This is a genomic window from Rhizobium sp. CB2179, assembly GCF_057653455.1.
In genome coordinates this window covers 4594959-4615004 of record NZ_CM172781.1, presented here as the reverse complement: position 1 = coordinate 4615004, position 20046 = coordinate 4594959, and the positions used below count along the sequence as shown (strand labels likewise).

General features: G+C 59.9%; 17 protein-coding genes. 8 read left to right on the top strand and 9 right to left on the bottom strand.

The features are described 5' to 3' along the window. The first annotated feature begins 33 nt into the window (after positions 1 to 33). From AC244Q_RS22575 to AC244Q_RS22555, 5 genes are all read left to right on the top strand, one after another. Positions 34 to 711 (top strand): TetR/AcrR family transcriptional regulator, encoded by a 678-nt coding sequence (locus tag AC244Q_RS22575; RefSeq protein WP_012759616.1) that lies wholly within the window; start codon positions 34 to 36, stop codon positions 709 to 711. A 344-nt stretch (positions 712 to 1055) separates the two neighbouring features. Continuing rightward, positions 1056 to 2204, top strand: a complete 1149-nt coding sequence (locus tag AC244Q_RS22570; RefSeq protein ID WP_113547949.1) for a Gfo/Idh/MocA family protein — start codon at positions 1056 to 1058, stop codon at positions 2202 to 2204. 3 nt (positions 2205 to 2207) lie between these two features. Next, positions 2208 to 3371, top strand: a complete 1164-nt coding sequence (locus AC244Q_RS22565; protein ID WP_012759614.1) for a dihydrodipicolinate synthase family protein — start codon at positions 2208 to 2210, stop codon at positions 3369 to 3371. A gap of 137 nt (positions 3372 to 3508) precedes the next feature. After that, positions 3509 to 4339 (top strand): sugar phosphate isomerase/epimerase family protein, encoded by an 831-nt coding sequence (locus AC244Q_RS22560; RefSeq protein ID WP_012759613.1) that lies wholly within the window; start codon positions 3509 to 3511, stop codon positions 4337 to 4339. Between the two features lie 41 nt (positions 4340 to 4380). Further along, a complete protein-coding gene (locus AC244Q_RS22555; RefSeq protein WP_017995628.1) occupies positions 4381 to 5658 on the top strand; it encodes a Gfo/Idh/MocA family protein in 1278 nt (425 codons plus the stop codon). Positions 5659 to 5679: 21 nt separating this feature from the next. Here AC244Q_RS22555 and AC244Q_RS22550 read toward each other — a convergent pair whose 3' ends face one another. The 3 genes from AC244Q_RS22550 to AC244Q_RS22540 all read right to left on the bottom strand — a co-directional run bounded on the left by AC244Q_RS22550 (position 5680) and on the right by AC244Q_RS22540 (position 9691). Further along, on the bottom strand, positions 5680 to 6690 hold the full coding sequence (locus tag AC244Q_RS22550) for a hydroxyacid dehydrogenase (protein WP_012759611.1): 1011 nt from the start codon (positions 6688 to 6690) through the stop codon (positions 5680 to 5682). After that, positions 6687 to 8543, bottom strand: coding sequence for a DUF2264 domain-containing protein (locus tag AC244Q_RS22545; RefSeq protein WP_128405680.1), 1857 nt, complete (start codon positions 8541 to 8543; stop codon positions 6687 to 6689). Before AC244Q_RS22545 ends, AC244Q_RS22550 begins: the two co-directional genes overlap by 4 nt. A gap of 128 nt (positions 8544 to 8671) precedes the next feature. Next, positions 8672 to 9691, bottom strand: a complete 1020-nt coding sequence (locus AC244Q_RS22540) for a LacI family DNA-binding transcriptional regulator (RefSeq protein ID WP_128405679.1) — start codon at positions 9689 to 9691, stop codon at positions 8672 to 8674. A gap of 145 nt (positions 9692 to 9836) precedes the next feature. Between AC244Q_RS22540 and AC244Q_RS22535 the strand changes: the two genes are divergently transcribed. Further along, the gene (locus tag AC244Q_RS22535) at positions 9837 to 11123 is read left to right on the top strand and encodes an ABC transporter substrate-binding protein (RefSeq protein WP_128405678.1); all 1287 of its coding nucleotides are present in this window, start codon (positions 9837 to 9839) and stop codon (positions 11121 to 11123) included. A 78-nt stretch (positions 11124 to 11201) separates the two neighbouring features. Here the strand turns inward: AC244Q_RS22535 and AC244Q_RS22530 are convergent, their stop codons facing one another. Genes AC244Q_RS22530 through AC244Q_RS22510 form a run of 5 tightly spaced genes read right to left on the bottom strand, consistent with a single transcriptional unit; the run spans position 11202 to position 16606 of the window. Next, a complete protein-coding gene (locus AC244Q_RS22530) occupies positions 11202 to 12170 on the bottom strand; it encodes a glycoside hydrolase family 26 protein (protein ID WP_012759607.1) in 969 nt (322 codons plus the stop codon). A gap of 3 nt (positions 12171 to 12173) precedes the next feature. After that, positions 12174 to 12695: a DUF995 domain-containing protein gene (locus AC244Q_RS22525; protein WP_113547945.1), complete on the bottom strand. Its 522-nt coding sequence runs from the start codon at positions 12693 to 12695 to the stop codon at positions 12174 to 12176. Positions 12696 to 12733: 38 nt separating this feature from the next. Continuing rightward, positions 12734 to 14602, bottom strand: coding sequence for a glycosyltransferase family 2 protein (locus AC244Q_RS22520; RefSeq protein ID WP_017995626.1), 1869 nt, complete (start codon positions 14600 to 14602; stop codon positions 12734 to 12736). After that, positions 14599 to 15582, bottom strand: coding sequence for a UDP-glucose 4-epimerase GalE (gene galE, locus AC244Q_RS22515; RefSeq protein ID WP_128405677.1), 984 nt, complete (start codon positions 15580 to 15582; stop codon positions 14599 to 14601). The genes AC244Q_RS22520 and galE overlap by 4 nt, the downstream gene beginning before the upstream one ends. A 1-nt stretch (position 15583) precedes the next feature. After that, positions 15584 to 16606 carry a UDP-glucuronic acid decarboxylase family protein gene (locus tag AC244Q_RS22510; protein ID WP_017995624.1) on the bottom strand — a complete coding sequence of 341 codons (1023 nt, stop codon included), beginning with the start codon at positions 16604 to 16606 and terminating at the stop codon, positions 15584 to 15586. A gap of 391 nt (positions 16607 to 16997) precedes the next feature. On the opposite strand from AC244Q_RS22510, the gene AC244Q_RS22505 reads away from it, so the two are divergent. Continuing rightward, entirely contained in the window at positions 16998 to 17318 is a 321-nt protein-coding gene (locus AC244Q_RS22505) for a hypothetical protein (RefSeq protein ID WP_012759602.1), read from the top strand. 19 nt (positions 17319 to 17337) lie between these two features. Here the strand turns inward: AC244Q_RS22505 and AC244Q_RS22500 are convergent, their stop codons facing one another. Next, the gene (locus AC244Q_RS22500) at positions 17338 to 18120 is read right to left on the bottom strand and encodes a helix-turn-helix transcriptional regulator (protein WP_012759601.1); all 783 of its coding nucleotides are present in this window, start codon (positions 18118 to 18120) and stop codon (positions 17338 to 17340) included. Between the two features lie 842 nt (positions 18121 to 18962). Here AC244Q_RS22500 and AC244Q_RS22495 point away from each other — a divergent pair. Beyond that, on the top strand, positions 18963 to 19919 hold the full coding sequence (locus tag AC244Q_RS22495) for a fibrinogen-binding protein (protein ID WP_128405676.1): 957 nt from the start codon (positions 18963 to 18965) through the stop codon (positions 19917 to 19919). The last annotated feature ends 127 nt before the right edge of the window (positions 19920 to 20046 follow it).

The following is a 20046-nucleotide window of genomic DNA, read 5'->3' as shown; positions in this document are numbered from 1 at the left end:
ATGAGCGCAACATGGGAAGGCGGAGGTGGAGAAATGAACGACAGCGGCGAGAACGGGGAAAAGAAAAGGTCTCGGCGCCCACCTGCCGAACGAACGGCCCAACGCGATCCGGAGCGGACGCGCGCCGCGATCCTTGACGCGGCAACCCGGGAATTTGCCGAAAACGGCATGGGCGGGGCTCGCGTCGACGCCATCGCCGAGCGCGCCGGCACCAACAAGCGCATGCTCTATCATTATTTCGGCGACAAGGAGCAGCTCTACCTCAGAGTGCTCGAAGAGGCCTATGTCGGCATCCGGACCGCCGAACGCGCGCTGCATATCGGCGACCGCAGCCCCGAGGAAGGCATCGGCGAACTGGCGCTCTTCACCTGGCGTTACTTCCTCCAGCATCCGGAATTCCTCAGCCTGCTCGGCACGGAAAATCTGCATCGGGCCCGCTGGCTGCGCCAGTCCGTCCGGCTCAAGGAATTGCATTCGCATTTGATCGGCGAGCTTTCGGACGTGCTCGAGCGGGGAAAGAAGCAGGGCGTCTTCATCGAGACCGCCGATCCCTTGCATGTCTACCTGACGATCGCGTCGCTCGGTTATTTCTACCTGTCCAACCAGTACACGCTTTCGACGATCTTCGGCCGCGATCTGATCGAGCCGACCCATCTCAATGCCTGGGAAAGGCATATCGTCCACGTGACGCTGACCTCGATCAAGCGCTAGACCCTTTCCGGGTTAGATTGCAGCATTCTGTTGGCTCAAACGGAGTCGGATGGTCGACCGGCCCGTTTCAGCCAACCCGAAGGGCCGGGCATCTTTCCGCCAGGGCAAAGGCGATCGCCTCGGACGTACCAAGGTATGCCCTTCGCCAATCGCCTTTGCCCTGACGAAAACCTGCTCCGGCAGAATGCCGCAATCTGACCCGGAAAGGCTCTGATCTCGAAATTCCGATTTGACTATTGACAGCCGCGCTGCTCTTCTGCCATCAAGTAACTGTTTAGTTACCGGCTCGGGAGGACCGGACGAGGATGCCCGCTCCCGCCGCAAAAATCTGCTGGGAGGAAAAAATGGCACGCTTGGGGATCATCTTGCACGGCGTCACCGGCCGCATGGGTTACAATCAACACCTGGTGCGTTCGATTCTCGCCTTCCGCGACGAGGGCGGCATTACGCTGAAATCGGGTGAGAAACTCGAGATCGACCCGATCATCGTCGGCCGCAACGGCGCCAAGATGGAAGAGCTGGCGAAGAAGCATAACATTAAGCGCTGGTCGACGGATCTCGATGCCGCGCTCGCCAATCCCGGCGACACGATCTTCTTCGACGCCGGCACAACGCTGATGCGGGCCGAGCTGCTGTCCAAGGCGCTCGATGCCGGCAAACATATCTATTGCGAAAAGCCGATTTCCGACGATCTGCAGGTGGCACTCGACCTTGCCCGCAAGGCGCGCGGCTCCGGCCTCAAGCATGGCGTCGTGCAGGACAAACTCTTCCTGCCCGGCCTGCGCAAGCTGGCGCTGCTCAGGGATTCCGGCTTCTTCGGCAAGATCCTCTCGGTGCGCGGCGAATTCGGCTACTGGGTTTTTGAAGGCGATTGGGGCGTACCGGCCCAGCGCCCGTCCTGGAACTACCGCAAGGGCGACGGCGGCGGCATCATCCTCGACATGCTCTGCCACTGGCGCTACGTGCTCGACAACCTGTTCGGGGAGGTCAAAGCCGTATCCTGCCTCGGTGCTACGCATATTCCGCGCCGCATCGACGAGCAGGGCAAGCCCTATGACTGCGACACCGACGATGCGGCCTATGCGACCTTCGAGCTCGAAGGCGGCGCGATCGCGCAGGTCAATTCCTCCTGGGCCGTCCGCGTCCGCCGCGATGACCTCGTCACCTTCCAGGTCGACGGCACGCATGGTTCGGCCGTCGCCGGTCTGACGAAATGCTGGAGTCAGCACCGCGTCAACACGCCGAAGCCGGTTTGGAATCCGGACCAGCCGCAGACGATCGACTTCTACAAGACCTGGGATGAGGTTCCAGACACGCAGGCCTTCGAAAACGGTTTCAAGGCGCAGTGGGAAATGTTCATCCGCCATGTCGTCGAAGACGCGCCGTGGCCCTATGGCCTGGAAGCCGGCGCCAAGGGCGTGCAGCTTGCCGAACTCGGCCTGAAATCCTGGGCCGAGCGTCGCTGGCTCGACGTTCCCGCACTGGAGTTCTGAGCCGTGACGACGATCAATCTCCCTCTCGACGGCAAGATCGTTCCCTACACGCTGACCGGCACGCCGATCGTGCTCGCCAAGCGCGACGCCAAGGCCTTTCCGCGCATCGCCTTTGCCGCCGCCCATGTCGTCGCCGATCCGCTCGCCGACAACGATCCCTGGCTGACGCCGGCGATCGATTGGGAGCGCACGCTCGCCTTCCGCCATCGGCTCTGGGATCTCGGCCTCGGCGTTGCCGAAGCGATGGATACGGCGCAGCGCGGCATGGGCCTCGGCTGGCCGGAAGCGCGCGACCTCATCCGCCGGGCGCTCAGTGAGGCGGCCGGCCGCAAGGATGCGCTGATCGCCTGCGGCGCCGGCACCGACCATCTGACGCCGGGACCCGACGTCACTATCGACACGATCCTCAGGGCCTACGAAGAGCAGATCGAAACCGTGGAGGCGGCCGGCGGCCGCATCATTCTGATGGCAAGCCGGGCGCTTGCCGCTGCCGCCAAAGGGCCGGACGACTACATCCGCGTCTATGACCGGATCCTCCGCCAGGTCAAGGAACCTGTCATCATCCATTGGCTCGGTGAAATGTTCGATCCGGCGCTCGAAGGTTACTGGGGCAATGGTGATCATATCAAGGCAATGTCCACCTGCCTCGAGGTAATCGAAGCCCATGCCGAAAAAGTCGACGGCATCAAGATCTCGCTGCTCTCCAAGGAGAAGGAAGTGGCGATGCGCCGCCGGCTGCCGAAAGGCGTGCGCATGTATACCGGCGACGATTTCAACTATGCCGAACTGATCGCCGGCGACGAAGAGGGCCATTCCGACGCACTGCTCGGCATTTTCGATGCCATCGCTCCGGCAGCCTCGGCGGCCCTCGAGGCGCTCGGCCGCAAGAGCAACCATGAATTCTTCGACCTGCTGGAGCCGACCGTGCCGCTGTCGCGCCACATCTTCAAGGCGCCGACCCGCTTCTACAAGACCGGCGTCGTCTTCCTCGCCTATCTCAACGGCCTGCAGGATCATTTCGTCATGGTCGGCGGCCAGCAGAGCACCCGCTCGCTGACGCATCTGGCCGAACTTTTCCGCCTGGCCGACAAGGCCCGGGTTCTCGCCGATCCGGAACTCGCAACGGCGCGCATGAAACAGGTGCTTGCCGTCCACGGCGTCAACTGAAGCACGGGCTGCTGCATAATTTTGTCCTTAAGTCGGAACCGATTTGAGGACAAAATTATGCAGCAATTCAAAGTGCTACAGCGTCCTTTGCGCGTCTGAAAAGACGCGCGGCGCTGTAGTGATGGGAGGAGAATGACATGCAGGTCGAAGGACTTTCGATCAACCTGGCGACGATTCGCGAGCAATGCGGTTTTGCCGAAGCCGTCGATATCTGCCTGAAACACGGCATCACTTCGATTGCACCGTGGCGCGACCAGGTCGCCAAGGTCGGTCTCGACGAGGCGGTGCGGATCGTCAAATCGAACGGCATCAAGCTGACCGGCCTTTGCCGCGGCGGCTTCTTCCCGGCGGCGAACGATGCCGACTGGCAGAAAAACCTCGACGACAACAGGCGGGCCATCGATGAGGCGGCAGCGTTTTCCGCCGATTGCCTCGTGCTCGTCGTCGGCGGTCTGCCGGATAGTTCGAAGGACATCGTCGCCGCGCGCCGAATGGTGTTCGACGGCATCGCCGCCGTTTTGCCGCATGCGCAGGCTGCCGGCGTGAAGCTCGCCATCGAACCGCTGCATCCAATGTATGCCGCCGACCGTGCTTGCGTAAATACGCTCGGCCACGCGCTCGATATGTGCGAGCAGCTCGGCGAGGATGTCGGCGTTGCGGTCGATGTCTACCATGTCTGGTGGGATCCCGATCTTGCCAATCAGATCGCTCGCGCCGGGCGCATGAAACGTATTTTTGCCCACCACATCTGCGACTGGCTGGTGCCGACAAAGGACATGCTGCTCGACCGCGGCATGATGGGCGATGGTGTGATCGACCTCAAAGGCATAAGACGGATGGTGGAGGCCGCCGGTTTCTTCGGCGCTCAGGAGGTGGAGATCTTTTCGGCCGAAAACTGGTGGAAACGCCCGGCCGACGAAGTGATCGCCACCTGCGTCGAGCGCTTCAGGAGCTGCTGCCAGGCCTGATTTCAGTATCTGTTTCATCACGTATGCAGGAGGATCATTCGATGGAGAAACGCCGTTTTGCCTTGATCGGTACGGGAAACCGCGGCACCACCATGTGGGGCAAGGATCTGCTTGCCGGCTGGCGCGAGCATGTCGACCTGACCGCCATTGTCGAGAAGAATTCGCTGCGCGGCGAGCGCGCCCGCAACATGATCGGCAGTAATGCGCCGCTCTACGAAAACATCGATTCGATGCTTGCTGAGCAGAAGCCGGATCTCGTCATCGTCTGTACGCCCGACCATACGCATGACGATATCGTCGTGCGGGCGCTGGAGTCCGGCATCGACGTCATCACCGAAAAGCCAATGACGACCTCGGTCGAGAAGATTCGCCGGATTCTGGATGCCGAAAAGCGCACTGGTCGCCGGGTCGACGTGTCCTTCAACTATCGCTATGCGCCGACGGCCGCGAAGATCAAGGAATTGCTGAATGCCGGCGAGATCGGCCGAGTCACCTCAGTCGATTTTCATTGGTATCTGAACACCAAGCACGGCGCGGATTATTTCCGCCGCTGGCATGCCTATACGGAAAATTCCGGTAGTCTGTTCGTCCACAAGGCGACGCATCATTTTGACCTGTTGAACTGGTATCTCGACAGCGATCCCGATGCCGTCACCTCTTTCGCCGACCTGCAGAATTACGGCCGCAAGGGCCCGTTCCGCGGCCCGCGCTGCAAGCTCTGTCCGCACGCGCATGAATGCGACTATTATCTCGATCTCGAGGCCGATCCCTTCCTTGATTCACTCTACGAGGATCCCTCGAAGATCGACGGCTACTTCCGTGACGGCTGCGTCTTCCGCGAGGACATCGACATTCCCGATACGATGGTGGTGTCGCTCCGTTACCGCAACAACGTCCATGTCTCCTATTCACTGAACACATTCCAGCCGATCGAGGGCCATCACCTTGCCTTCAACGGCACCAAAGGGCGGATCGAGCTTCGCCAGTATGAAGCCCAGCCCTGGGAAGAGCCGAAGCAGGACACGATCCTGCTCATCCGCAATTTCCCTGATGGTAAGGAGGCAGTGGAGCGCATCGTTGTTCCGCATTTCACCGGCGGCCATTACGGCGGCGACGACCGGATGCGTAACATGATCTTCAAGCCCGATATGGAAGACAAGCTTGCGCAACGCGCCGGCACGCGGGCGGGCGCCATGTCGGTGCTTTGCGGCATTGCGGCGCTGGAGAGCTCGCGCACCGGCAAGGTGGTCAACATTGCCGATCTCATGCCCGAACTTGCCAATGACGGTTCGCCAAATTCGCTGAGGACGTCGCGCTGATACCCTTCGCCTGAGCCCGCCTCAGGCGATGTTTTCGAGATTTGCCTGGTGGATCTGGTAAAGCAGCGGCTGGCCGGTCACGAAGCGTTCTATTTCATCCACCGCCATCTCGCCGAGGCGCGCCCGTTCCAGCCCGATGGCGCCGGCAATATGCGGCGTCAGAAAGACATTCGGCAGATCGTAGAAAGCGGAGCCCGCCTCCGGGATCTCCGGGTCGGTGACGTCGAGGACCGCGTCGATACGGCGGGTCTTGAGCACCGAAAGCAGGGCGGCCTCATCGATGAGAATGCCGCGTGCCGTGTTGATGAGCGTCGCGCCGTCCTTCATCAGCGACAGCCTTCGCGCATCGATCATATGCTGTGTCGACGGCAGCGACGGCGCATGCAGGGAAACGATATCCGCCTGCCGCATCAATTCGTCGAGATCGACCTTTTCCGTTCCGAGGGCCGCTGCCTCGGCGGCATCAAGCGTCGGGTCGGCGAGCAGCAATCTATAGTCAAAGGGTTTCAGGAGCTCGATCACGCGCCGGCCAATGCGCGAAGCGCCGACGATGCCGACAGTGCGGCGGTAGTTTCCGATCGCTTCGCGCTGCATCAAATGTGTCCGGTTGCGATTTCGGTCGGCGACGTAGAGGTCGCGGAAACGGAAAACACGCTTGCCGGCGAAGATGATCGCCGCCAGCGTGAATTCGGCCACCGGCACGGCGTTGGCCTCGGCCGAATGGCTGACCGGGATACCGGCTTCGAAGATGGCGTCGTCGATGACGCCCTTTACCGTGCCCGCGGCATGGACGATGAGCTTCAGATGCGGTGCTGCGGCGAGGATTTCAGGCCCGACATAGGGCCCGCCCCAGCCGGTGATCAGGATTTCGGCTTGGGCCAGCAGACGCCTCGCACGCTCGTCGTCGAAGCGCTGTAGCGGCTCAGAATCCAGCAGGCGACCGATGCCGCCCAGGCGGCGCAGGACCTCATCCGGCAGGACATGCTGCGTGCGCGACGGTTGCATGGCAAGGATAATGGCCGGCTGGCTCATGGCATTTGTCCGGGCGCTTCGATGGCACTGACTGTCACGCCCTTTTCCCTCACCAGGGCCTCCAGCGCTGCAATCTCAGGCGCTTTCGGCGGTCTCGTCCAGGCAGACAAGAGGGCGGCGGGATCGTCAAGCGCCAGCACTGCCGTCATCAGGATGGTTTCACCGGTCGGAATCTGCCCGCGCAGCTGCGGCACGAGGGTTTTCGCGACGATCACATTGGTGTTGGGCATTGCCTTCTGGACAACACCCGAACGTTTGACCGAAGAGCCGAGATCGAGAATGCCGGTGAAGTCGGCTTCGCCGACCGCATAGGCAAACCCACCCGAAGCGGACAGGGTATCCAGCTCAAAGTCCCGGCGGCCGATGGCAAATCCGCCTTCGGCAATCCGTAGCGGCCGGCTTGTCCTGATCCTATGGAGGCGGATATGCCAAGGTGCAGCGGGCACGAGCCAGGTTTCAACGTCGACATCGGCAAAAGGCGACCATTTCGCATAAAGCACCTCGCCTGCGAGCTTGGCTTCCTCGTTCGTTTCGCGGACGCGGTAGTGCAGGCCGTCATCGCTGAAGGCAAGCGCTGAATCGAAGGCGGCAAGCGCAAAGGCACGCTCATCGGCCTCGACGCTGAAGCCGTAGCGGGCCGAATAGGCGAACTTCGCATATTTTTCCGTGCCGCTCCGCATCTGCAGGTTTTCCTGGCCGGACGACAGCGCAATGACATCGCCGCCCGCCCGCATGATCACCATGCCGGGATGACGCTGGGGGATGATGTCAGGTGCTTGCTCCGGCACTTTTTCCTTCGCCGTCCAGAATGGGTGATCCTCAGCGATCGCCAGCGGCAGGAAGGCCTTGAAGGCCCAGTAGGGGGAGCCGGCGGAATTGTAACTCTCCGACATCAGCAGGTTCGGATAGCCGAAACCGATCGACAGCACGCCGTCGCGATCGGCAATCGGCTTGTCCTTCCACCAGCGCAGATGCTGCAGGCAGAGATGCTTGACTTCGCCCCAGGGCAGAGCCTCGAGATCGGCAAAGGCGAGCGCCGACCAGAAACCGGCGCAGGCAAAGCGATAGGTCAGGCTGCGGCCGAAGGGGATCGTCGCCCCGTCGGCGGCAAACCAGTGCCGGAAATCCCGGGCGAAGAGGACAGCGCGCTCGCGGTAGCGCTTTGCATAATCGTCGTCGACGAGCTTCGAATAGATCAGGCCATAGAAATGCATGGCGAAAGGAATGTAGTGGTCGATACGGCGGACGTTTCCGTCGCGATACCAGCCGTCACCGATATAGAAGCCTTCGAGCTCCTCAAGATATTGCCGCGTCAGGCTGCGGTCGAAATCGGCGCCGAGACGATCGAGCGCGATATCGACGAAGATCCGGAAGAATTTCCAATTGTTGTCGGCATAGTCGAACTGCCTGACATGTTTGAGATAGGCGACGACATTGCCGCGGGCGCGCGCATCGAGCGGCTCCCAGATCTTTTCCGGCACCAGCGCCAGGGCAAAACCCAGAGCGGCAAGCTCGACCATCCGCTGATCGCGGCCATTGACCGTTCCCCAATATTCGGGATGGGCGGGATCGGTGCCGTTTGCGAGACCTTCGGCAAAACGATGCCAGTGGGCGAAGTCGCCGTTGCCGGCGCCAAGCGGCGCCAATCCCCAGAGCGGGCGGGCGAACCCTTCCAGATCGGCCGCCGCCCGGTCGAAATGGGCGCCGCCGCCATTGAGCGTGACGCGGGCATAACCGTTCGAGAAACAGGCAAGCAGCGGATCGAAGAGCGCAAGCAGGGCGCGGCTCATATCGGCGCGGGTTTCCAGCGGATTGCCTGCGAGCGGGTTGGCGCCGGCGGGATCATAGGGCATCGGTATCACTCACAGGTTCTAGAGCATGACGCCGAAAAAGTGTGAGCGGTTTTCGGACGCCATCATGCTCTAACTCTTTAATTTAGAACAGGATTCAGATTTTAGGCCTCGGCCTCAATCATCCTGTTCTAGGCGTTCGGAACGGTCCCTCCCGGAATGGGAACGACCGCCTGGCAGATGTGGCGCGCAGAGGCCGTCCTGTTGCGGAAACGAGACAGCATCAGCGAAACGGCCTCGCGCCCGAGGGCAGCGCGGTCGACACGCATGGTGGAAAGTTGCGGATTGGTCATTTGCGCGCAGGGCAGATCGTCGAAGCCGACAATCGCGAAATCCTCCGGCACACGCAGGCCGGCCTCGGTGACGGCTTCGAGCACGCCGACGGCGATGAAATCATTCATGCAGAAGGCGGCGGTAAAACCGGCATCCTCGGCAAGTGCTGCTACCGTGCGTTCATGCGCCTCTCGGCTGGCGCTGCCTTGAAGGGCCAGGGACAGGAGACGGCCCTCAGCGCCGGGGACGGCGGCGATCGCCGCCTCGAAACCGCGCACGCGCTCCCGGATCGTATGGCGGTGAGAACCGCTCAGATGCAGGATGCGGCGATGGCCGGCTTTTGTCAGCCGGCTGGTCGCCTCATAGGCGCCAAAGAAATTAGCCGGCGAAACGCCATCGAACTGCATCCTCGGATCGGTGCCGTTGACAAGAACCGTGGGTGTCATGCTGGTTTGCAGCCAGCCGCGCAACGTCTCGTTCGGATCGATGCCGACGAGAAAGAGGCCTTCGGCGCCTGCCGTCTGCATATAGTCACGCACGGCATCCGGGGTGGTTCGGTCCTCGCGGACCAACCGGACTTCGAAAGGCATGCCCGCTTCGGCAGCGCCGGCACGCAGGCCGTCGACGATCGCTTCATAAAAGACGCTGAGAGTGCCGGTGACGCCGTCACTGGCAATCAGTGCCAGTCCCCCCGCAACGGCTTCGGAAGCAGGCTTGACGGGATAGCCGTTCTCGGCCGCCACCTTCAATATCTGGCGGCGCACCGTTTCGCTGATACCAGGTTCGTTGGCGAGCACGCGTGACACCGTGGAGACGGAAACGCCGGCCAATGTAGCTATATCGGCCTGACGCGGCCGTCTGATCTTTTGGTCGTTCATAGGCAAACATTATGCAAGTAATGCAAATTTGCAAGAAAATGGTTGCTTCTTGCAATAATATTTTTTTTGCGTAATCTGATTGCCGAAGTGCTCGATAATGCCGTTGGAGGATGGCAGCGGGCAGTTGGGACAAGGAGGATTATCAATGCAGGTCAATCGCCGTTCATTTCTGATGGGTTCAGCCGGTGCGGCCGCCGGTCTCGCCCTTGGTGCCGGAAGCGCCATTCCGGCTTTTGCCGAAGACGCACAGCTCCGCGCCATGTGGTGGGGATCCAACGACCGCGCCAAGCGCACGCTTGAGGTTGCCAAGCTCTATCAGTCGAAGTCGCCTGGCGTCACTCTCGTCGGTGAATCGCTTTCGGGCGACGGCTACTGGACGAAGCTCGCAACGCAGATGGCCGGGCGCTCGATCGCCGACATCTTCCAGCTCGAGCCGGGAACAATTTCAGACTATTCGAAGCGCGGCGCCTGCCTACCACTCGATGAATTCGTCCCCTCCACGCTGGACGTTCAGTCCTTTGGCGCCGACATGCTGAAACTGACCACCATCGACGGCAAGCTCTATGGTGTTGGCCTCGGCCTCAATTCCTTCTCGATGTTCTTCGACACAGTCGAATTCGAAAAGGCAGGCATCCCATTGCCGACGCCCGACCTCACCTGGGATGAGTACGCCAAGCTCGCCGTCGAACTCGCCAAGTCTTCCGGCAAGGGCGGCGGCCCCTATGCGGCGCGCTACGCCTACGTGTTCGATGCCTGGCTGCGCCAGCGCGGCAAGAGCCTCTTTGCGAGGGAAAGCGTTGGGCTCGGCTTCACGGCCGACGATGCCAGGGAATGGTTCGACTACTGGGAGAAACTGCGCAAAGCGGGTGGCACCGTTGCTGCCGACGTGCAGACGCTCGATCAGAACACGATCGACACCAATTGCCTTGGTCTCGGCAAATCGGTGATTGGCATGGCCTATTCAAACCAGATGGTCGGATATCAACTGATCATCAAGAACAAGCTTGGCATCACCATGCTGCCACGGGACAAGAAGGGCGGTCCGTCCGGCCATTATTACCGTCCGGCACTGATCTGGAGTGTGGGCGCGACGAGCAAGCATGGCGAAGCTGCCGCGAAGTTTATCAGCTTCTTCGTCAACGATCCCGAAGCCGGCAAGATCCTTGGCGTGGAACGCGGCGTGCCAATGTCGCCTACCGTGCGCGAAGCCATCCTGCCGCAACTCAACCCGACAGAGCAGGAAACGGTCAAATACGTGAATCTGCTCAAGGATCAGGTCGGCGAATATCCGCCACCGGTGCCGATGGGCGCAACCCAATTCGACCAGCGCGTGCTGCGCCCGCTTTGTGACGAACTCGCCTTCGAACGGATTTCGCCCGCCGATGCGGCGACCCGGCTCATCGAAGAGGGTAAGGCAACGATCAAGGGATGATCGGTCGCCCGACATGCGGAGAGGCCCGCAACACCCCGGCGGGCCTCTCCGTTTTTCAAGCCTCTGTTTTCCGGACTATCAGTTGCCCAGGTTTTCGGCCACGCGCCAGTCCGGCCGGCCAAGATCGAACGGCCATGCATGCACATCCCGGTCGTTGAAATAGACGACCTCCTGCAGATTCGGGAAGGCGCTCTGCTTCAGTGTGGCAGTTTCGATCCACGGCCTGATATAGGCGTCGCCGCCTTCATAGCCCAGCTCCGCCACCCAGATCGGCTTTCCGTAGCCGGCGACGAGATCATATCCCTGCTTCAGCGCTTCCGAGAATGTTCGGTGCTCATTGTAGGCAAGCTCGTCGTAGCGCTGCAGGCCGAAGACCGAGAGCCCAACGAGGTCGACATAATCGTCGCCGGGATAATAGGCCTCAAGGCCAGGCTCTCCCTTTGGCGACCACATGAGCTCGGTGCTGGGCGCCTCCTGGCGGACGATGTCCATCATCCGCTTGTAGGCCGTGATATAGTCCTGCGGGCTCCAGCCGGACCATGAGAACCGCCCTGACTTGTCCTCCATCTCCTGTCCCCAGCGGACGATCACCGGGCTTTTCAGCTCAGATATCATATGCGCGATCGAACGCATGTTGACATCATAGTCACCGCGCAGAACCTTGGCGCGAAGCTCTGCGGAGGTCAGCCGCCAATCGACGTCCCAAGACCATGGCTCCACGGTGATCAGCAGGTTGCGGCCTCTGGCCTGCGCATAGGCATCGGCGACGCGCAACGTCTCGAGATCGACGTCCTCCCATGGCAGAAACAGGGCTTCGGTCGCGACATTCGCCTGCGCGCCGAAATCGCCGTGCGGATCGTAGGCCCCGAACTTAATGCCGTCGGTGTGAAGGACGGGGCGCTTATCGATGATCGTCCGCACGGCCGCCGCCGGGTTCGGGGCAATGCCGGCATATTGCACTTCGCTTCGGCCCGGCAGATCCGCGACGCACAACAGCAACAGCGCTAACGCGGCGGTCGAGAGGTTTTTTTTCATCAGCTTCTTCATGGCTCACCCTCCTTTTCGGGCTACTTCCTGGCTCAGCAGGATCTGCTTCACTTCGCTTGCCTTCGCGCTCACGGTGTCCATGGGAACGAGCTTGCCGAACTCGTCGTCCGGGAGTCCCGATGCATGGCGGAAGACGTACCACTTGCCGTCCGGCTGGCGCCGCTGATAGATCGTGTTGCCGATCTTGCGATGCCCGAAACAGGTGCTGGCGCGGGCCGCGCCCTCGGCATTCGTCCAGGTGGCGCGCATGCAGAGTTGGCCGAGATCGTCGACCACCCATCTGCCTTCGGCGAAAGACGGCCTCCCCTTATCATTGCTCCAGGCGACGAACCGTCGGCCCTCATCGAAGAAACGGCCGCCGCCGGTGTTCCAGGTCCAGGTCTTGTCGCCATAGATCCGATAGAGCTCATAGGCGCTGAGCGGCGTCGGCGCCTTCATTTTGGCAACCTCGGCGCCGTGCGCTGCCACCGGCAGGCACAGGCTGAGAGCAAGCGCTGCTCCCCATAGTCTCGATCCGATACTCATTACATCCTCCATACTCGACACCTGCCGGTTCCGCCGGCTCACGCACCCTGTTCGTCTCGGCCGGTTCTGCCGAAACCATTCCATCTCAGGTGGAATTTCACGATCCTGGTCTTGCCGCCGCCGAGGCCGGCGCCGGCCACGGCAAATTGCGTTTCGGTGAAACTGACAAACGTCTGGCCGTGCGAAAGAGCTTCGAGGCCGCGCAGGCCGTGGCTCCCCGCCTGCGTGCCGCCAGCGACGAAAATCGCCAGTCCGGTGGCTGTCGCAAGCCACAGCCCGCGCGATTGCGGCAGCAGCGGCAGATCGTTTTCGACCGCATGGCGAACGACGATCAGCACCGTCAGCGACAGGTAGACCGAGAGGTTGATCATGGCGAAAACATAAAAACCCTGGGCGGCCGCGGCATCGGTCGCAAACATCATTGCAGCGGCGGAAAGGGCAGCGAGCCCGATATAGGGCGCGATGACGCGCAGCGGCAAAGACCGCTGCTGCTGCTTTCCCTTCGGCGTGATGCGGAAATCGACGAAGGAGCCGCAGATATAGTCGCGAACAGCGGCAAGACTGCCGGCCAACGACCACGGCCAGCGCAGAAAGATGAAGGCAAGCCCTTCCCAGCCGAGCAGTTTCGCATCGTGCGGCCTGAAGGTTGCCGTTGCCCGCCAGAAAAAGGCAAACAGCGTCAGTACGATCGACATCGGCACGAAATGCAGCAGGAAATCCGGATAGGTGACATTGACGAAGACACGGCCCGTCAGCAGCGCGGCAACCGGCAGCAGGAACATCATGGCCATGAAGACGGAAAAGAGCGGGTACCAGAGCTGCGAGAACACGAACTGGAACCTCAGCCGCCAAGGCAGGTGCATGATGTGGCGGCGGGAATGTTGCAGCAGAATGGTGACCAGGCTGCGCGACCACTGGAATTCCTGGACGACGAGATCGGTGAAGCTCGCCGGTCCGTCGCCATGAGCGATCGCATCGACCGCATGCACGCCACGCCAGCCGCCGGCATTCATCATCAGCGTTGTCGAATGGTCTTCCGCAAGTTCTGGGCCGAGGCCGCCGATCTGACGAAGGGCTGATGTGCGAACCGCATAATGGGAACCAATGCAAAGAGGCGCCCAGCCATTGTTGTAACCCGTCTGCAGCGAACCGTGCAGGCTTGCCTCGGCATAGAGCCTGCCGCGCGCCGCCCAGCTTGCCCCGGCATTGGCATCGCAGATGCTGGGAGCGGAGACATAACCGATGCCGGGATCGGCAAAGGGGCGCAGGACTTCACGGAGGTAGGTCGGCGTCGGCACATGGTCGGCATCGAACTGGGCGACGAAATCGTAGCGCGCATAGCCGAAGTGGTCGTAGAAATAGGCGAGGTTGCCTTCCTTGCAACGCGTCCGGCGCGGCCAGGTGGTGCGATGATACTCCGCCACACCCTTTCGGGTGGAGATCAGCACGCCGTGCGCCGCACACCAACGCCTGGTTTCCTCCGAAGGGTCCTCGTCAGCCAACCAGACATCGAAATCGACGCCGATCTGGTCGAGCATCGCCTGCAAAGTGGTGCGGACGACGGCAAAGGGCTCGGACGGCGCCTTGGTGACGACCATAGCCACCCGCCCTTCCGGCAGCCCTGCGCGAGGGCTGACCGTCCTCGCATCGACAAAGATCAGGATGAAATAGGCCGGTACAAGCGTGATCCAGGCAAGCACGAGGGTGACGAGCACGAATGTGGCCCAAGAAATGATATGGGCGGACTGGCACCACCAGATCCAGAAAAAGCCGAGTGCCGTCAGCCAGCAGAGAATGCCGAAGCCATAGGCGACACGGTTCCAGCCGGTGAAAACAAGATCGAATGCATCAGCATTGACGGCTTTGGCGGTCCTGACGCCATGGCCGATTTGCGAAACATTGCTCATGCCCTCATCTCCAGCCCGAAGGTGGGGCCGGCAGTGCGGATGATCGTATCGATATCCGAGAAAACCGGCGCGAAGCCGAGTTCCGCTTTCGCCCTTGCGGTATTGGCAAAGAGGATCGGCGGATCGCCGGCGCGGCGGGAGCGATAACGCACGGGGACTTCGCGGCCGCTGGCGCGACGGATCGCCTCGAGAATCTCGCGCACCGAGGTGCCCCGGCCGGAGCCGAGATTGACGCTGAGCGAGCCGCCGTCCGCCATCAGATGATTGACGGCGGCGAGATGCGCCTGCGCGAGATCGCTGACATGAATATAGTCGCGAACGCAGGTTCCGTCCTCGGTTGCATAATCGGTGCCGAAGATATCAAGCCGCTCCAACCTGCCGGCGGCAGCGAGAAGGGCGCGCGGGATGAGATGGGTCTCGGGTTGATGGCGCTCGGCAAGCTCACCATCAGGGTCGGCTCCGGCCGCATTGAAATAACGCAATGCGGCAAAGCGGATGCCGTAGGCGGCGGCAAAGTCCTCCAGCGCCATCTCGAAGATCAGCTTGGTGCGCCCATAGGGATTGACCGGATGCTGCGGGCTTTCCTCCCGTATCGGCAATGAAGCGGGGACGCCATAGGTGGCGCAACTGCTCGAAAAGACGATCCGATCGATCTCCTGATCGAGGCAGGCCTCGAGCAACGTCAGACTGCCGACGACGTTATTCCGGTAATATTTCCTGGGCATGTCGACGGATTCGCCGACATAGGCATTGGCACCACAATGGATGACGCAATCGGGCGAAAACTCCGCAAGAGTCCGGCGCAACGCGGCGGCATCGGCAAGCTCAGCCCGGATGAGCGGCCCCCAGCGTACACTGTCGGCATGTCCCGTGGAGAGATTGTCGTAGGTAACCGGGATCATGCCGGCGCGCGACAGCGCTTTGCAGATATGACTGCCTATGAAACCGGCGCCGCCGGTGACGAGAATGTAGCGGGGCATCTCATAGGACCTCCGCCTTCTCTGTGCCGGCCAGCAGTCCGTCGAAATATTCGACGGTGCGAGCCAGGCCGGCTTCGAGCCCGATGCGGGGCTTCCAGCCAAGATCGGCCATGGCGCGGGAAATATCCGGCCGCCGCTGACGAGGGTCGTCGGTGACCGCAGGCAGGTGGACGATCCGGGAACGCGAGTTCGTCAGGTCCCGGATGATTTCCGCCAGGCGCCGAACGGACATTTCGGTTGGATTGCCGAGGTTGATCGGGCCGTTGCAGGCGCTGCCCGCGGCCGAAAAACGCAGGAAACCCTCGATGAGATCGTCGACATAGCAGAAAGAACGGGTCTGCTGACCATCGCCATAGATCGTCAGGTCGGCATTGCGCAGGGCCTGCACGATAAAATTGGAAACCACCCGCCCGTCGTCCAGGCGCATGCGCGGTCCGTAGGTATTGAAGATGCGGCCGACCTTGATGTCGACACCGTAAGTCCTGTGGTAATCGAAGAACAGCGTTTCGGCGCTGCGCTTGCCTTCGTCGTAACAGCCGCGCGGTCCGATCGGGTTAACATTGCCGCAATAGGATTCGTGCTGCGGGCTCTGGGTTGGGTCGCCATAGACCTCCGACGTCGACGATTGGACGACGATCGCACCGGTCTTTCGCGCGCAATCAAGGGTATTGACGGCGCCAAGCACGTTGGTGAGCAGCGTTCCCACGGGATCCCGTTGATAATCGGGCGGAGAGGCGGGGGAGGCGAAATTGAAGATGAGCGACGCGTCAATATCGAAGGGCTGCCTAACATCGTGCTCGACGATGCGGAAGCGGGTGTTCGATGCAAGATGAGCGACATTCGCACGACGGCCGGTCGAAAAATTATCGAGGCATGTGACGCTGTGGCCGCGCTGCAGGAGCCTTTCGCAGAGATGTGAACCGAGGAAGCCGCCCCCGCCATTCACAAGAACGGTGCGTCGCCCTTGGAGCACCGGTATGCCTGACACTTTAGAATAGCCTTCGTTGGGAACGAAACTACGCATTACAAACTCCTTCCCAGGTATTTAGTCTTTTGATTTATTTATGCGCCTCAAGTCTTCCTTATCCGCCTGGATGTTCGTGAACCCTCCTATCAAGACGCTAATAACTTTGTAGTTATTCTTCGGATAACTGAATTACTACTCAAATGATAAGACGATTAGCGTGGAGGTCAACTTTAAAAATTCCAAGTATCCAAAATAATTACACAAGTATTCTTCAAGATAACGAATGATTAATCACTCTAGTCATTTTCCGATCCGCAACAACGCCTCTCACTCGCCGCTTAAGCTTCACTCAATGCAGCTAATATACGAGGGAAGGCGGGAGATTGGCCGCGCTCAACGGCACGGCCGGTCTTGCATCCTGAAGCGCCATATGCGAGGGGTTTTGGCCATGTTAGAAAAACAAGATACACCGCAGCTGAAAGGCCGGCGTTTCCGCTTGGCGATGTTCGTCTGGGGAACGGCGCTCGTTGCAATCGGACCAACGGCTTGCGCGGTCGTTGATGACGATATCGCGGTCGTCGCGAAAAAGAACATCGTCGTGGTCGAGGCACCGCGCGTCTCGAAGGCCTATGCCTATCCGGCAAATCGGGCCGAGCGCCCGACTGCAGCAACGGCCCGCAGCGTAGCCTATCATGGCTCGGCGCCTTATATCTGCTCTCCAAGCGGCTTCGGACAGAAGTCGCGTTGCTTTGCGCGTCCTTCGATCTGAAGCAAAAGAAAGCGTTAGATCAGTTGCGCCACCGACCGGACATGTCGCCTTCACCGGCGGAATGCTCATTGAAGAAGCGGGATGCAGCTTCCGTGCGGTTTCGGACGTTCATCTTCTTGTAGATGTTGCGGACGTGAACCTTCACGGTATTTTCGGAAAGATGCAGCTTGTCGGCGATGATCTTGTTCTGCGTGCCCTTGCATATGAGATCCAGAATCTGAACCTCACGGGTGGTCAAAGCAGAGATGCTGTCGCGTCTCAGCTTGAGCGCATTGCTGCGCGCCGCATCGACCGATTTTGTCTGATAGAGCGAAGGCTCCAGCTGGGCGTTATTGTTGGTGAGGCGATTGAGAAGTGCTGACGGAAAATGTTCGCCGCCCTTCATTAGCAGATCCACTGCAGCCATAAAGACATCGAGCCGCAGGTTGAGTGGCAGGACGCCATCGATGATCCGCGCCTCTACCAGCCGGCTGACATAGGGCTCGAGCATATCGATCGCTTCGACGACAAGTCCAATCGAGGTTTCAGGGTGGTTTTCGCGGGCAGCCTGCAGCGCTTCATGAAGCTCCGGGCCGGGTATATGATAGAATAAAACAAGCTTAAAATCGCTGGTATCTTTTTCCAGCATCGGCTTTGTACTCGTTATGCTTGCCACTTCACAGTTCGGAAATTTCTTTGCCAGTGCTTCTACCATGCATTCCGAAAACAGATCCGCCTTGGCTACCACTAGTATAGTATCTCCGGACGTACTCAACTTTCTTCCCTGGTCAGAATTCTCCATCCCTGAGCCTGTCATGAACATATACGCCTCCCCTAGCGTTACACTTTACTCAAACGTGGAGCGATGGCGGGTATAAGATAGTAAGAAATGCCGACCCCGGATGTCACCGCTTTATTTTTTAGACATTTCTTAATTATGTTAATACGGATTGAGAAGGAAGGAAATGGCCCAAAGTGATTAGTTTTCGCGGACGAAAAACGATACGATACAATGCCTTGGTTGTATTTTCACTATGATATATACTTCAAGGCTATATTTGCTTCGACTATAGATGTTCAGTTGAATGTAATATTTCAGTACAAATTGTCATATTTTCGTCATGCAGGGTGGGTCGGATATGAGACAGGGAAACGTCGAAAGGTGCCCCTCAACCCTGCAGCGAATGCCGGGAGCCCCGGATTGTCGCTGCTCGCCGACGCCGCTGCCGAACAGATCTTAGTACTCCGACGACAGGGACTATCTGCGGGCTATCCGGACAGGGCGGATCCGCCTTAGCCCGAATTGGTGTCTATCGGATCCGCATTTTTTCCAGCATTCTGTGATCGTCGTCCAAGTGGCGACTGGAAAATCCAGGTATCGTCATGCGTTTTTGATACATGGCTTCCATTTAGGGCAACTCAACGAAAAGAAAGCCTGAATACTCCTTATCCTTTTCAGGATTCGGAGCTGGATATGTGCGGCCTTGTACTGAGTACGTACGTTCCCAATACCAACGATTTGATCAACAAATCGCGACGAAGCTGCAGATGACTAGTATCGAATACATCTGCCGATCTTAACCGTATCGGAGCGAGCGCGAGTAAAATCCCATTTGAGATGAGAGGGATTTCGAAAAGCTGCTCCGGTTTTTTCTGGAGAATGCAATGTCTGACGACACCGAAATCACAAAGGTCGGGGCGCTTGCCGACGGCTTTGCCAATAGCGCGATCAATTCGACTGAAATCGAAGACGATTCGACCGGTTATGTCGGCGTCGTCGCCAATGGCGACAATCGCGACAATACCGACAATAGCGTCGACGTGGACGTCAAGGCGGAGATCGACGTCGCCGCCAACAATGGCGACAACCGCGACAACGAATATGACTGGAGCTACAAGTCCGACGACGATACGAGCACCAAGACCACGACGATCACCGATACCGACACCAAGACCGACTACGACTGGAGCTATGACAGCAAGTCGTACAGCGACAACGACACCGACACCAAGACGATCACGGACACCGATACGAAAACCGTGACCGACACCGATATCAAGACCGTTACGGAGACGGATACGGATACGAAGACGGTCTCCGACAGCAACAACACCTCCGACAGCTTCAACAAGACGGACACAGACTTCGCCGTCATCGAGGACGTCAAGGACTCCAACCTCGGCGTTGCCGGACACGACCTCACCTTCGACCTCGGCGACGACTTCTCCTTCACTCTCGACGTCGACAGCATCCTCAACAATTCGCTGACCGGCGAAGGCAATGACAGCGGCTTCAGCGCCGTCCAGGCGAACCATCTGGCTGACCAGGATAGCGCCTGGAACGTCAAGATGGACAACGAAGGCGCTCAGAACAACCTGAATGCCAATGGCGGCACCGCCGACAGCGCAGAAGGCATGGAGATGGACGGCAAAGGCTGGGATCTCAAGGCCGGCGACGACGCCACTGGCTCGAGCGCGGCCGATGCTTCGGCAATCCTTGCCAATTCGGGCTTCCACCTCGAGTTCGTTCAGGGTGCGAACCTGCTCAGCAATACGGTCGACTCCAGCGTCATCGGCGGCAATTCTCATGTCTCCGACGTCGGCGAGGATACCGGCACCTGACACCGACCTCCAGCGACCAAGACGAACTGCACCGGCTCTAGCCGGTGCAGTTTGACTGCTTGAAAACGATTTGACGACCACACGACGGCTCCCGGCGGGTGCCTCCAAGGCCGATCGTCATCTCGAA

Bases quoted from the DNA above. Each gene is read 5' to 3' on its own strand.
- galE (WP_128405677.1), bottom strand. From the start codon at position 15,582: ATGCCCCGCTACATTCTCGTCACCGGCGGCGCCGGTTTCATAGGCAGT.
- AC244Q_RS22535 (WP_128405678.1), top strand. From the start codon at position 9,837: ATGCAGGTCAATCGCCGTTCATTTCTGATGGGTTCAGCCGGTGCGGCC.
- AC244Q_RS22570 (WP_113547949.1), top strand. From the start codon at position 1,056: ATGGCACGCTTGGGGATCATCTTGCACGGCGTCACCGGCCGCATGGGT.
- AC244Q_RS22510 (WP_017995624.1), bottom strand. From the start codon at position 16,606: ATGCGTAGTTTCGTTCCCAACGAAGGCTATTCTAAAGTGTCAGGCATA.
- AC244Q_RS22530 (WP_012759607.1), bottom strand. From the start codon at position 12,170: ATGAAGAAGCTGATGAAAAAAAACCTCTCGACCGCCGCGTTAGCGCTG.
- AC244Q_RS22550 (WP_012759611.1), bottom strand. From the start codon at position 6,690: ATGAGCCAGCCGGCCATTATCCTTGCCATGCAACCGTCGCGCACGCAG.
- AC244Q_RS22525 (WP_113547945.1), bottom strand. From the start codon at position 12,695: ATGAGTATCGGATCGAGACTATGGGGAGCAGCGCTTGCTCTCAGCCTG.
- AC244Q_RS22540 (WP_128405679.1), bottom strand. From the start codon at position 9,691: ATGAACGACCAAAAGATCAGACGGCCGCGTCAGGCCGATATAGCTACA.
- AC244Q_RS22500 (WP_012759601.1), bottom strand. From the start codon at position 18,120: ATGTTCATGACAGGCTCAGGGATGGAGAATTCTGACCAGGGAAGAAAG.
- AC244Q_RS22495 (WP_128405676.1), top strand. From the start codon at position 18,963: ATGTCTGACGACACCGAAATCACAAAGGTCGGGGCGCTTGCCGACGGC.
- AC244Q_RS22555 (WP_017995628.1), top strand. From the start codon at position 4,381: ATGGAGAAACGCCGTTTTGCCTTGATCGGTACGGGAAACCGCGGCACC.
- AC244Q_RS22505 (WP_012759602.1), top strand. From the start codon at position 16,998: ATGTTAGAAAAACAAGATACACCGCAGCTGAAAGGCCGGCGTTTCCGC.
- AC244Q_RS22520 (WP_017995626.1), bottom strand. From the start codon at position 14,602: ATGAGCAATGTTTCGCAAATCGGCCATGGCGTCAGGACCGCCAAAGCC.
- AC244Q_RS22575 (WP_012759616.1), top strand. From the start codon at position 34: ATGAACGACAGCGGCGAGAACGGGGAAAAGAAAAGGTCTCGGCGCCCA.
- AC244Q_RS22560 (WP_012759613.1), top strand. From the start codon at position 3,509: ATGCAGGTCGAAGGACTTTCGATCAACCTGGCGACGATTCGCGAGCAA.
- AC244Q_RS22545 (WP_128405680.1), bottom strand. From the start codon at position 8,543: ATGCCCTATGATCCCGCCGGCGCCAACCCGCTCGCAGGCAATCCGCTG.